The sequence below is a fragment of the Streptomyces sp. NPDC050423 genome (assembly GCF_040655445.1).
GTDB lineage: Bacteria > Actinomycetota > Actinomycetes > Streptomycetales > Streptomycetaceae > Streptomyces.
In genome coordinates this window covers 1-12699 of record NZ_JBFAJY010000030.1, presented here as the reverse complement: position 1 = coordinate 12699, position 12699 = coordinate 1, and the positions used below count along the sequence as shown (strand labels likewise).

Genomic DNA, 12699 nt, shown 5'->3' with positions numbered 1-12699 from the left:
CCCGGTGACTCCGGCGAGCCACGACGAGGTGACACGTGAACCGCAGAGAACGGGTACGCCACAGCGTACGCACGAGCACGGGGCAGACGGCGATCGAGTACCTGGCCCTGCTGGGGGTCGTCGTCGCCGTGGTCGGCGCGATCGTCGCCGCCACCATCGGCGGCGACATCACCAGCTCCGCACACGTACAGATCTGCCGCCTGGCGGCCACCACGGGCGGCGGCGGCGAATGCGCTGCCGACAACGCTGTCACCGACGGCGGCTCCGATTCCGGCGGCGAAGACCCCACCGAACCCGTCGAGCCCGTCAGTGCCCCCGACGACCAGCCCGGCGACTCCGGCGGCGTACCGGGCGGCAAGCCCGACGAGTCCGGCGAGACACCCGACGCCACACCCACTGACAAGCCCACCGACAACAAGGGGAACGCGCTCCCCAGCCTGTGCTCCGAGCCGCGGGAACGGTCAACGCACTCATCGATATCCGTCGGGGCCAACTCGATCCTCGGCAAGACGGCCGCCTGGGGGTTCTCCACACTGCTCAACTTCATCGTCGACAAGATCAGCAACGAGAAGAACAAGGAGAAGCGCGTCAAGCTGGCGCTCGACGACCTCTCCTACTGCCTCCCCGACTACAACATCGTCATCGCGCAGCCCCACGAGGGAAACCTCCAGCAGATGGACGGCGCCGCGGTGATCGACACTGTCGAGATCAGCGGCACGACGTACCGCGTCTACGCCTTCAAGACCGGCAAGTTCACCTGGGCCGACAACGCCGAGCTGGGCTGGAAGAACCGCGCGTTCAAGGGCTACTTCGACGTCAGCGAGGACAAGCACACCGTCACGTTCCAGGAACCGCCGCATCCCAAGCGGAAGAAGGACTGGAAGCCCGGCGACGAGGGCTGCCAGATCGAGGGCCAGGAACCGCCCGACCGGAACCGGTACTACAACACCTACTCCCCGCTGGACAAAGACGGTTCGTCCGTGGCGGTACGCAGACTGGTGAACGACATGCGGCGCTGCTACCCGGACTACAACGTGGTCGCGATGCACTCGGAGCAGTCCTCGCACTGGGTCGAGAAGCCGGACTCGTTCATCAACGAGAGCCGGTACCGGCTGAACTCGAACGAGTACACCAAGGAGGAGACCGGAAACGACATCGCCTCGGGCCGGGCCGTGTTCGACGTGTACGTCTTCGACAAGGGAAAGTTCAGCAACGACGGCGACGGCGGCTACATCAACTGGGCGTTCTACGGCGACTTCGACCGCGACGGCTCGGAGGTGACCTTCGAACAGCCGGAACCCGCCGACCTGGAAGCCGACTCCAACTCCTCCGGAACCGAGTCGGTCAACTTCAACGACGGGGCGCCGAAGTACAAGGACGACGACCGGCCGTACCCCGGTACCGACTACGACGGCAAGGTGCCCGGCGACGATTCCGAGCTCACCCAGTCCCTGATCGACGAGTACGGCCGCGCCTTCCCCGACACGAACATCATCGCGGTGAAGAACTTCAACGACTTCTCCTTCTCCGGGGTGTCGGGCCTCGAACACCTGGCGGTGGTGGACGGGGTCGACATCTTCTCCGTCAAGAACGGCACCGTCATCAACAACGGCGACGGCGGCTGGAAGAACTGGGGCTTCACCGGCACCTACGACCGCGACAAGGACTCCAACGAAGTGACCTTCAAGCGCTAGCGAGTGTCCGCGAAGCCCCCTCTCCCGTCCGGCGCGCGAGGCCCGGCACGGCCCGGGGGACAGCACCTCCGACCGGTCGGACGTGCCCGTCGAGGGCGGCTGTCCCGACCGGTCGGAGGTGCGTTCACCGCAGACCGGCACCGAGCGACAGACAGCAGGGGCGGCCCGCCGGCCCGGGGTCCGGGGTCCGGGGTCCGCCGAGAAACGGGCGAACGCCCTGCCCGTCTGCACGCATCCGCGATTTGGGTCCTGGTATGGGCCTTTGGGCACTGTCGGTGGGCCCCGGTGCTGTCGTTACGGTTCGTGTCCCGGCAGGCGGACCCGCCCCCGGTGGCTCGGGGGCGAACCACGACGAGGTGACACGTGAAGCAGAGCGAACGCATACGCCGAGGCGTACGCACGAGCACGGGGCAGACGGCGATCGAGTACCTGGCCCTGCTGGGGGTCGTCGTCGCCGTGGTCGGCGCGATCGTCGCCGCCACCATCGGCGGCGACATCACCAGCTCCGCACACGTACAGATCTGCCGCCTGGCGGCCACCACGGGCGGCGGCGGCGAATGCGCTGCTGACAACGCTGTCACCGACGGCGGCTCCGATTCCGGCGGCGAAGACCCCACCGAACCCGTCGAGCCCGTCAGCGCCCCCGACGACCAGCCCGGCGACTCCGGCGGCGTACCGGGCGGCAAGCCCGACGAGTCCGGTGACAAGCCCGGCAAGACCGACGGCAAGGGCAACGCGCTCCCCAGCCTGTGCTTCGAGCCGCGTGAACGGTCGTCGAGCTCGAACATCTCCGTCCCGGGCAACGGCCCCACCAGCACGGCGGCCGCCTGGGGGTACTCGTACCTGGTCAACTTCATCGTCGACAAGGTCAACAACGAGAAGAACAAGGAGAAGCGCGTCAAGCTGGCGCTCGACGACCTCTCCTACTGCCTCCCCGACTACAACATCGTCATCGCGCAGCCCCACGAGGGAAACCTCCAGCAGATGGACGGCGCGGCGATGATCTCGACCGTGGAGATCAGCGGCACGACGTACCGCGTCTACGCCTTCAAGACCGGCAAGTTCACCTGGGCCGACAACGCCGACCTCGGCTGGAAGAACCGCGCGTTCAAGGGCTACTACGACGTCAGTGACGACAAGCGCACGGTCACCTTCAACGAGCCGCCCCGCCCCAAGCGGAAGAAGGACTGGAAGCCCGGCGACGAGGGCTGCCAGATCGAGGGCCAGGAACCGCCCGACAGGAACCGGTACTACAACACGTACTCCCCGCTGGACAACGAAGGTTCGGCGCAGGCGGTCCGGATGCTCGTGAACGACATGCGGCGCTGCTACCCGGACTACAACGTGGTCGCGATGCACTCGGAGCAGTCGTCACACTGGGTCGAGAAGCCGGACTCGTTCATCAACGAAAGCCGGTACCGGCTGAACTCCCCCAAATACCACGACGAGGAGACCGGCGACGACATCGCCTCGGGCCGGGCCGTGTTCGACGTGTACGTCTTCGACAAGGGAAAGTTCAGCAACGACGGCGACGGCGGCTACACCAACTGGGCCTACTACGGCGACTCCACCCGCGACGGCTCGGAAGCCACGTTCAAGCAGCCGGAACCCGCTGACCTGGACGCCGACTCCACCTCCACCGGCACGGAGTCGGTCAACTTCAACGACGGCGCACCGAAGTACACGGAGGGGACGTACCCCGGTACCGACTTCTCCGGCAAGAAGCCGGGCGACGACGCCGAGCTGAACAAGTCACTGATCGACGAGTACAGCCGCACCTTCCCCGACACGAACATCATCGCGGTGAAGAACTTCAACGACCTCTCCTTCTCCGGGGTTTCCGGCCTCGAACACATCGCGGTGGTGGACGGCGTCGACATCTTCTCCATCAAGAACGGCACCATCGTCAACAACGGCGACGGCGGCTGGAAGAACTGGGGCTTCGCGGGTACGTATGACCGCGAGAAGGACTCGAAGGAAGTGACGTTCAAGCGGTAGGGGGCGGGGGGAGCTGGCCGGCCGACCGGTCGTTGGCCGGCGGCCGGGCCGACGGTCGGCTGGCGGCGGTCGGCCGGCGGTCGGCCGGCGGCGGCCGACCGGCGGCGGTCGGCCGGCGGCGGTCGGACAGGCCTGTTCAGGGCGGCTGTCGTGGCCGGCCGGGGAGAGAGCTCGGGGCCAGCAGGCCTGGGCTGGAGGTGGGAGCGCCTGCCTCACTCGGTTGTCATGCTTCATGGGCAAGGGAAACCCTGCCTGGCGCGGGACGGTGGTGTGGCGATGCTTGCAGAAATACGGGGTGCGTTCTCGCGTATGCGCCTCATGGGTGGCGGGCTGAGGCTAAGTTCTTGTCCTCGCGACCCTGTGGTTCGCCATCCGATTCGAGGCCTCATGGACGTTTTGCCGGATTCCCTGAAGATGATGGGAAACTGCTGCCGCATGCCGTAAACCCGCAGGTCGCGCAGTCTGCTCCCCGCGCGTGCGGGGATGGTCCCTCATACGACGCGACGAACGCGCCGTCCGAGGTCTGCTCCCCGCGCGTGCGGGGATGGTCCCTGGTCGAGCACCTCGGTGTACCCGCGGATGTGCTGCTCCCCGCGCGTGCGGGGATGGTCCCCCTTCGCCGTCACCCGCACCTGCGGCGCCGTCCTGCTCCCCGCGCGTGCGGGGATGGTCCCTGGTTCAGCAGTGGGAGAAGGGACCCGCGTGCCTGCTCCCCGCGCGTGCGGGGATGGTCCCGCGCCGCCGCCGTCATCGACGGACTCATCGCCCTGCTCCCCGCGCGTGCGGGGATGGTCCCGACCTCGGCGCCGACCGGTCGCTCGTTGCCGTCTGCTCCCCGCGCGTGCGGGGATGGTCCCTTCGCCTGCACCACGTCGGCCCATACATCGGGCTGCTCCCCGCTCACGCGGGGATGGTCCCACGGTGTCGGTCGCGAACGTGCCGACTTCCAACTGCTCCCCGCACATGAGACACCTCACAGCCGCCCGCCACCCCACCCGCCTCCGCCCACACCGTCTTGCCCGGCCCCACCCGGTCGCTCACACCCCAGCGGGCAGCGATGGACTCCACGATGAGCAGTCCCCGGCCTCCATCGGCATCCGGGTCGGGTTGCCGCGCCGCCGAAGGGGTCGGGCGGGTCTCGTGGGTGTCCGACACCTCGATCCGTACGACCCCGGCCTCCTCGTACGGGTACATGAGCCGCAGCTCGAAGTCGCGGCCCGGTACCCGCCCGTGCAGGACCGCATTGGCCGCGAGCTCCGCTACGAGGAGCGCCACCGTGTCGGAGAGCCGGGTGCCGTACGGGATCCCCCACGTGTCGAGCTTCCACACCGCGAGGTGCCGCGCCAGCGTCGCACCGCGGCGGGTGGCCGAGCACTTCTGGGCGAACACACGTACAGTTACGGGCGGTTGTGCCTGGAGAGCCGTCATGCGCTCAGCGTTCCGTCTCGGTCACCCCCGCCAGTAGGAACAACACCCATACACGTTCACTTGTATGGGTTGGTTCTCTGGACGGGACGGGTAACACTCCGTGAGTCTGGCTGCGTTGATCCATGCGCGAAAGACGGGGCAACGATGACGGCGAACCACGACAGCACCACCACCCATGGCGAACCCGAACTCTCCGACAGCCTGAAGACGTTCGGCGCGGTCATGAAGGCCCTGCGCGAAGCGGCCGGCCTCACCCAGGAGGAGTTCGCACCCCGCGTGCGGTACTCGGCGGCCTACATCGCCAAGATCGAGCAGGGCAGGCGGTTCCCACCCGAGGACCTCCCCGAGCGGGCTGCGGAAGCCCTCGGGCCGGTCGCGGGCAAGGTTCTCGCCGCTGCGGCGCGGAGCCTTCGGCGCAAGTCCGGTCTGGCGTCCTGGTTCCTGCAGTGGGCGGGGATCGAGGAGGAAGCGATCACGCTGTACGCGTACGAGTGCCGGGGCATCCCGGGGCTGTTACAGCCGGACGGATACATCCAGGCGCTGTTTGAACGCCAGCTCCCACCCCTCACCGCGACGCAGATCGAGCGACAGGTGGCGGCCAGGGTCGAGCGGCAGCGGCTCCTGACCGAGCATCCGAACACCGCCTTCAGCTTCGTCATCGAGCAGTGCGTTCTGGAGCGCCACGTCGGCGGGCCGGATGTCACCCGGGGCGTCATCGACCACCTGCTGCGCCTCGGGTCGTACACAAACGTAGAGATCCAGATCATGCCGCTCAGGCAAGAGGATCACACGGGAATCGACGGGCAGTTGTATCTGGCCGAGAGTCCGCACAACCAGTGGTTCGGTTACACCGAGGGACACCGTTCAAGCGCCCTGATCACCGCTCCTAGCGAAGTGAGCATCCTGCTTCAGCGCTATGGCAAGCTGCGTTCCCAGGCCCTGGATTGCCGGGCTACGGTGAGCTTGCTGAAACAGATGCGAGGAGCGCTATGACCACAACAGAGCTGAATTGGTTCAAGAGCAGCTACAGCGGCGGCGACGGCGACAACTGCATCGAGGTCGCCCTCCACAGCGAGGCCCCCCACGCCGACGCCGTCCACGTCCGCGACTCCAAGGACACCGCCCGTCGCCCGTTCAGCGTCTCCGCCACCGCCTGGACGGACTTCACCGCGTTCGCGTCGTCCGCGTCCTCCGCCGCACAGTCCTGACACCCACCGGCGCCGCTCACTCCGGCAACAGGTGCCCCCGCCGCGACAGCAGGAACTTCTTGAACGCCGCCACCGGCGGGGTGTCCGGGTGCCCGTCCAGCCAGGCCACGCCGATCTCCCGAGCGGCCCGCGGTGCCGTCACCGTCAGCTCCACCACGCCGGGGCGGGCCACCGCCGGAGGCGGGAGCAGGGCCACGCCCAGGCCTGCCGCCACCAGGCCGCGCAGGGTTTCGGCCTCCTCGCCCTCGAAGGCGACGCGGGGGACGAAGCCCGCCTCCGCGCAGAGGTCGTCCGTGATGCGGCGCAGGCCGTAGCCGGGTTCCAGGGTGACGAAGGTTTCGTCGGCGGCCTCCGCCAGGCGGATGCGGCGGCGGGTGGCGAGGCGGTGGTCGTCGGGGACGACCAGGCGCAGTCGCTGTTCGTCCAGGCGCCGGGCGACCAGGTCCGGGGCGTCCGGGACGGGTGAGGTGAGGCAGAGGTCGAGGCCGCCCGCGCGGAGGCGTTCGATCATGGCCTCGCCGTAGTTCTGGACGAGCTGGAAGCGGACCCGGGGGTGGTCGGCGCGGAAGGCGCGGATCAGGGCGGGGACGGTCTCCGAGCCCATCGTGTGGAGGAAGCCGAAGGCGACCTTGCCCGCGGTGGGGTCGGCGTCCGCCCGTACCGAGTCGGCGGCCTTCTCCACCTCGGCGAGCGCCCGTTCCGCAGAGCCGAGGAAGGTGCGGCCCGCAGGGGTGAGGGAGACGGTACGGCCCTTGCGGGCGAACAGGGCGACTCCCAGGTCCTGTTCCAGCCTGACCATGGCGCGCGAGAGCGTGGACTGCGGCACGCCCAGCTCGTGCGCGGCGCGGGTCACGTGCTCGTGCCGGGCCACCGCCTCGAAGTACGCGAGCCGTGGAGCGAGGACCGCGCGGATGTCTTCTTCGTAACTGCTTGGTGACAGCCGTGGCTGTGAGCTGTGCTGATGCGCCATGGGATTGATTATCGCCCGTTTGCGCATTGGACGCATGAAAGGTGTGCGGCCTACGTTCTTGGCATGCCTCCCGCCAGTACCGGGGCGTCCACCCTGACCGTGGCCGCCTCGACCCAGCCGTCCCCCGTAACCGCCGCAGCCGCCGCCGAGACCGCCACCGCGGACCGGCTCGAACCCGGTGGGCCCGGCTACCGCCGGATGAGTTTCGCGCTCTTCGCCGCCGGTGTCGCGACCTTCGCACTCCTCTACTCCACCCAGGCCCTGCTGCCCGCCGTCTCCGCCTCCTTCGGCGCCACGGCCGGACAGGCGAGCTGGACGGTCTCCGCGGCGACGGGTGCGCTGGCGCTCTTCGTCCTGCCGATGAGCGCGCTGTCCGAGCGGTTCGGGCGGCGGCAGATGATGACCGCCTCGCTGACGGTCGCGGTCGTGGTGGGACTGTTCGTGCCGTTCGCGCCGTCGCTCGGCTGGCTGATCGCGCTGCGCGCCGTGCAGGGCGCCGCACTCGCCGGGCTGCCCGCGTCCGCGATGGCGTACCTCGCGGAGGAGGTGCGGCCCAAGGCGCTGGTAGCGGCGATCGGACTGTTCGTGGCCGGCAACAGCATCGGCGGGATGAGCGGGCGCATCCTCACCGGCTGGGTCGCCCAGCTGTGGGGCTGGCGGGCCGCGCTCGGCTCGGTCGGTGTGCTGGCCGTGGCCTGCGCCGTCGTCTTCCACCTCATGATCCCCAGGGCCCGGCACTTCACCCCCGGCTCGCTGAACCCGAAGGCGCTCGCCCGTACCGTCGGCGGGCACCTCGCCGACCCGCTGCTGCGCCGGCTGTACGCGATCGGCGCGCTGTTCATGACGGTGTTCGGCGCGGTGTACACGGTGATCGGCTTCCGTCTCGTGGAGGCGCCGTTCAACCTCCCGCAGGGGATCGTCGGCTCGATCTTCCTGGTCTATCTGGTCGGAACGGTCTCCTCCGCGGCGGCGGGGAGGCTCGTCGCCCGGCTGGGGCGCCGGGGTGCGCTGTACCTCGCCGTCTCCACCACGGCCGCCGGTCTGCTGCTCTCGCTGGCCGACCGGCTGGCAGCCGTGCTCCTCGGTCTCGTCCTGATCACGGCGGGCTTCTTCGCGGGGCACGCGGTCGCCTCCTCCTCCGTCAGCCGTACGGCCACCAAGGGCCGGGCCCAGGCGTCGGCGCTGTACCAGTCGGCGTACTACCTCGGCTCCAGCGCGGGCGGCACGCTCGGCGCGGTCGCCTTCCACTCCGGCGGCTGGGCGGGCACGGTCGCTCTGGGACTGTTCGCGGTGCTCGGTGTCGTCTCGATCACGCTGTACGGGACGCGGGCCGCGCGCATCGAGCGGCGCCGGCCGGCCGTCATGGTGCCCGTCCGGAACTGAGACAGCCGGCCCCGGTTCCCTCCGTACAGAACCGAGACATACGGCGCACAACCAACCACTCCCCGACGCGCGTCTAGCAGGCGGAATCACCGCACTGCGCGCGAAGGGGAGTTGGCGTACATGGGAGTCACGGGGAGCATCACGAACGTCCAGGACAGACGGGGCATACGGGGAGTACGAGGCGCGCGGATGCGGCGCGGGCTCGCGCTGTCCGTCGCGGGGCTGACCGCGATACCGGCGCTCGTCCTCGGCAGCGGCACGTCCGCGCAGGCGGCGTCCTGCACGACGTCCAAGGGGCCGTACCAGAAGCAGGTCGAGAAGTACCTGCACCTGAAGGTGGACGGCAAGCAGTCCGCGGCCGACTGCAAGGCGATCCGGTCGTTCCAGAGCACGTACGGGGTCACGCCCACCATCGGATACGCCGGGCCGGTCACCTGGCGCACCATGCAGACGCTCACCGCCCAGAAGGCGGCCGGCAAGAACCCGAACAAGGCCAAGAAGTGCCCCACCAACAAGGGGCGTATCGCGTGCGTGGACCTGACCCGGCAGATCAGCTGGATCCAGGACGGCAAGAAGCTGAAGTTCGGGCCGGTGCCGGTGCGGACCGGGCGGGACGGGTACGAGACCCGTACCGGGGCGAAGAAGATCTACTGGCGCCACATCAACCACGTGTCGTCGATCTACCACGTGTCGATGCCGTACTCCCAGTTCTTCGACGGCGGGCAGGCGTTCCACTCGGTGGGCGTGAAGATGTGGAACCCGCCGGGGTCGCACGGCTGCGTCAACATGCGCACCGCCGACGCGAAGTCGTACTGGAAGCTGCTGAAGAACGGCGACGACGTGTACGTGTACGGGCGCAAGCTCGGAACGTGACCGCTTTCCGCTCTTCCCGCCCCCGTTGTCAGTGCCCTGGGGTAGCTTCCGAAGTGCTGAAGTGAGTGGTGTCACAGCGCGACAGGGGTGGAGCGACGCTATGGGTGATCTGACGGCGACGGCGGGCGATGTCGACAGCCGCCTCGAAGGACACCGGGTCGAGCTGACCGGGTACTGCTACCGGATGCTCGGCTCGGCCTTCGAGGCGGAGGACGCGGTCCAGGACACGCTGGTGCGTGCCTGGCGCAACTTCGACAAGTTCGAGGGCCGTTCCTCGCTGCGGTCCTGGCTGTACCGGATCGCGACGAACGTCTGTCTCGACATGCTGAACGCGGGCAACAAGCGCGCCAGGCCCGTCGATCTGTCCGGCCCGACGCCGCTCGCGCAGGCCGCGCTCAATCCGCTGCCGGAGAACACCTGGCTGGAGCCGATGCCGGACGGGCGGATCCTGCCGTCCGTCGCGGACCCGGCCGAGGCGGCTGTGGCGCGCGAGTCGGTGCGGCTCGCGTTCGTCGCCGCGTTACAGCATCTGCCGCCCAAGCAGCGGGCCGTGCTGATCCTGCGCGAGGTGCTCGCGTGGAAGGCGAGCGAGGTCGCCGAGCTGCTCGACACCTCGGTCGCGTCGGTCAACAGCGCCCTCCAGCGGGCGCGGGCGACGATCAGCGAACACAAGGACACGCCCGCCGACGCCGCCGATCCGCTCGACGAGGAGCAGAGCAAGCTCCTGGAGCGGTACGTGGCGGCGTTCGAGGGCTACGACATGAAGGCGCTGACCGCGCTGCTCCACGAGGACGCCATCATGACGATGCCGCCGTTCGACCTCTGGCTCCAGGGGCACGACGACATCACGGGCTTCATGACCTCCATCGGTGCGTCCTGCGCGGGCTCCCGGCTGATCGCGACGTCGGCGAACGGCACCCCGGCGTTCGCGCACTACAAGCCGAATCCGGACGGGCCCGGGTTCGTGCCCTGGGCGGTGCAGGTCATCGACATCGCGGACGGTGCGATCACCGGGATGCACTGCTTCCTGGACACCCCGCGCTGGTTCCCGCTGTTCGGGCTGCCCGATCACCTGGAGGCGGACGCGGCGTGAGGCCGTAGGTGGTGCGGGGGCAGGCCGGGTGGTCCGCCGGCCACCCGGCCTGCTCGTCCCACGCCCCGGGCCACGTGCCTGCCGTGCGTCATCCGCTACGGTCCCCACGTGGCCCAGGGAGTCGGCACAACCGTCAGCCGACCAGTGCCTGCCAGGTCAGCGGGCCTGCCTCGCCATCGACGACCAACCGGTTGACTCCCTGGTACGTGCGTACGGCGGACGTGCTGACCGCGCCGAACGTGCCGTCGGCCACCAGGCCGGCGCTGCGCTTGTTCAGCGCGGTCTGCAGGGCCTGGACGTGGGAGCCGCTGCTGCCCTGCCGCAGGGTGTAGACGAGATGCGGCCAGGTCGCCGGTCCCACCTGGCCGTCGGCCACCAGGCCCTTGGCCTTCTGGAAGGCCTTGACGGCGGCGGACGAGACCGAGCCGTACTGCCCGTCGGCGACCAGGCCGTACCCGCGCTTCGCCATCAGGTACTGAATGACGACGACCGTCTTTCCGCTCGCACCGGGGTCGATCCTGGGCCAGCCGCCGCCCAGGTCCACGCCCCGTGCGGCCATGAAGGTGACCGGGTTGGTCGTGACGCCGAGCCCTCCCGAATGCGTCTCGAAGTGCAGGTGGGGCCCTGTCACATTGCCGGTGGCTCCCATGTCGGCGATGCGCTGGCCGGCGGCGACCGTGGCGTTGAGCGCGACCCGGTAGGCGCTGAGGTGACCGTAGTAGGTGTACTGGCCGCTGCCGTGCGAGATGACCAGGGCGTTGCCGGTCCGGCCGGTGAGGCCGCCGCCCCACGCCCGGCGGACGACCGTGCCGGCCGCCGCCGCGTAGACCCCGGTACCCGTCGAGTTCGAGACGTCCTGACCGGCGTGCGCGGCGCCGCCCCGGGAGGCGCCGTAGTTGCCGCCGGCGGGGAAGTGACCGAGAGCGGGGTTGGCCCACCGGCCGTTCTTCGCCGTGGCCGCGAAGGCCGCGGTGGCTCCGGTCCCCAGGCCCACCGCGGAAAGACCGAGTCCGAGACCCATCCCGGCGATCAGTCCGCGACGGGACAGGCCACCGCGCGGCTCCGGCCTCTCCGCCGTCGCCTCCACCGCCGTTGCGCAGGAATCGCACATGTTCGCTCCCTCAGATCTGCTGAATCGGGCACGGGTTGTCGACGTGGTCACCCCGGAAAGCAGGCAATTGAAGTGCTCACGTCACAACGTCTACTCGCATAGACGTTAAGGAGGCGACACCGATCCGGCCATAGGCCCATGGGCCCGGTCTGGGCCCAATCAGGGTCCTCGCACACACCCGAAGGACTCCGGACCGGCCTTCGCCACTCTTCCGCTCCGGGATTCGGCGGATCCGGTTCAGGGAGGCGTCTCCGCCAGCCCGACCACGTCCCCCAACCCCACCAGGTCCAGCAGCAGCCGGAGTTCGGGACGTGTTCCGCGCAGCCGGAGCCGTCTGCCGCCCGACCGGCGGGCGACCAGCGACAGCCGGGCGACCGCCTCAACGGCGGCGAGGTCGGGGTGGACGAGCCCGCCCACGTCGCAGTCCACCACCGTCACCTGCGTGTCCGCGGTGGCCAGCAGCGCCTCCAGCTCGGCGCAGAGCCCGGGGACGGCGGACCGGGTGAGGCGTCCGGAGACGGTGAGAACGATCGGGGTCATGGCATCCACATCAGGAAGACCGGTCCGGTGGCCGAAACTCATCGCCCAGCCGCTCGCCGCTTCCCTTCGGACCCCAGCACTCCGCACGACCGGCGGCTCGGGGCGCCCGGGTGCCCCGAGCCTCCCATGAACCTCTCCGGCCACCTCCGCGACGGCCGCTCCCCGCATCGCAGGGGCAACCGGCAGCCGACCGGTCGCCGATCGGCTGCCGATCAACAGCCGACCGACTGTCGATCGACAGCCGATGAAGATGCGCCAACTCCAGTCATCTGTGTGCCTACTGTGAACCGATCCGGTCAGATCTCCCCTCTCTACGGGTGAAACGGCCGGCTCCGGTGCACGTCCAATCCAGCCCGCCGACAGATCCTGGTGTGGCTCAAGGAGCCGATGAGCTTCCCCGG

At 69.3% G+C, this 12699-nt stretch carries 10 protein-coding genes, 1 pseudogene and 1 CRISPR repeat array; of the genes and pseudogenes, 7 read left to right on the top strand and 4 right to left on the bottom strand.

The genetic code is table 11. The features are described from left to right. Nucleotides 1-35: 35 nt before the first annotated feature. Together AB0I52_RS21845 and AB0I52_RS21840 are read left to right on the top strand one after the other, a co-directional pair. Nucleotides 36-1694, top strand: a complete 1659-nt coding sequence (locus AB0I52_RS21845; protein ID WP_363074986.1) for a hypothetical protein — start codon at nt 36-38, stop codon at nt 1692-1694. Between the two features lie 363 nt (nt 1695-2057). After that, nucleotides 2058-3692, top strand: a complete 1635-nt coding sequence (locus AB0I52_RS21840; RefSeq protein ID WP_363074984.1) for a hypothetical protein — start codon at nt 2058-2060, stop codon at nt 3690-3692. A gap of 462 nt (nt 3693-4154) precedes the next feature. After that, a CRISPR array of direct repeats spans nt 4155-4671; the repeat unit is 29 nt; unit sequence CTGCTCCCCGCGCGTGCGGGGATGGTCCC. Nucleotides 4672-4691: 20 nt separating this feature from the next. On the opposite strand, the pseudogene AB0I52_RS21835 reads toward AB0I52_RS21840, so the two are convergent. Continuing rightward, nucleotides 4692-5120, bottom strand: a pseudogene (locus AB0I52_RS21835) (ATP-binding protein); the annotation flags it as partial. Between the two features lie 144 nt (nt 5121-5264). Between AB0I52_RS21835 and AB0I52_RS21830 the strand changes: the two are divergent. Together AB0I52_RS21830 and AB0I52_RS21825 are read left to right on the top strand one after the other, a co-directional pair. Further along, nucleotides 5265-6113, top strand: a complete 849-nt coding sequence (locus AB0I52_RS21830; protein ID WP_363074982.1) for a helix-turn-helix transcriptional regulator — start codon at nt 5265-5267, stop codon at nt 6111-6113. Further along, nucleotides 6110-6328: a DUF397 domain-containing protein gene (locus AB0I52_RS21825; protein ID WP_363074980.1), complete on the top strand. Its 219-nt coding sequence runs from the start codon at nt 6110-6112 to the stop codon at nt 6326-6328. Before AB0I52_RS21830 ends, AB0I52_RS21825 begins: the two co-directional genes overlap by 4 nt. A 16-nt stretch (nt 6329-6344) precedes the next feature. Here the strand turns inward: AB0I52_RS21825 and AB0I52_RS21820 are convergent, their stop codons facing one another. Then, entirely contained in the window at nt 6345-7298 is a 954-nt protein-coding gene (locus tag AB0I52_RS21820) for a LysR family transcriptional regulator (protein WP_362953976.1), read from the bottom strand. A gap of 63 nt (nt 7299-7361) precedes the next feature. Between AB0I52_RS21820 and AB0I52_RS21815 the strand changes: the two genes are divergently transcribed. The 3 genes from AB0I52_RS21815 (at nt 7362) to AB0I52_RS21805 (ending at nt 10647) form a co-directional block, all read left to right on the top strand. Continuing rightward, nucleotides 7362-8681, top strand: a complete 1320-nt coding sequence (locus tag AB0I52_RS21815) for an MFS transporter (protein ID WP_363074977.1) — start codon at nt 7362-7364, stop codon at nt 8679-8681. 189 nt (nt 8682-8870) lie between these two features. Next, a complete protein-coding gene (locus AB0I52_RS21810; RefSeq protein ID WP_363074975.1) occupies nt 8871-9554 on the top strand; it encodes a L,D-transpeptidase family protein in 684 nt (227 codons plus the stop codon). 100 nt (nt 9555-9654) lie between these two features. Continuing rightward, nucleotides 9655-10647 (top strand): sigma-70 family RNA polymerase sigma factor, encoded by a 993-nt coding sequence (locus AB0I52_RS21805; protein ID WP_363074973.1) that lies wholly within the window; start codon nt 9655-9657, stop codon nt 10645-10647. 133 nt (nt 10648-10780) lie between these two features. Here the strand turns inward: AB0I52_RS21805 and AB0I52_RS21800 are convergent, their stop codons facing one another. Next, a complete protein-coding gene (locus tag AB0I52_RS21800; protein ID WP_363074971.1) occupies nt 10781-11758 on the bottom strand; it encodes a peptidoglycan-binding protein in 978 nt (325 codons plus the stop codon). 237 nt (nt 11759-11995) lie between these two features. Beyond that, on the bottom strand, nt 11996-12340 hold the full coding sequence (locus tag AB0I52_RS21795) for an STAS domain-containing protein (RefSeq protein WP_363074969.1): 345 nt from the start codon (nt 12338-12340) through the stop codon (nt 11996-11998). Nucleotides 12341-12699 lie beyond the last annotated feature (359 nt).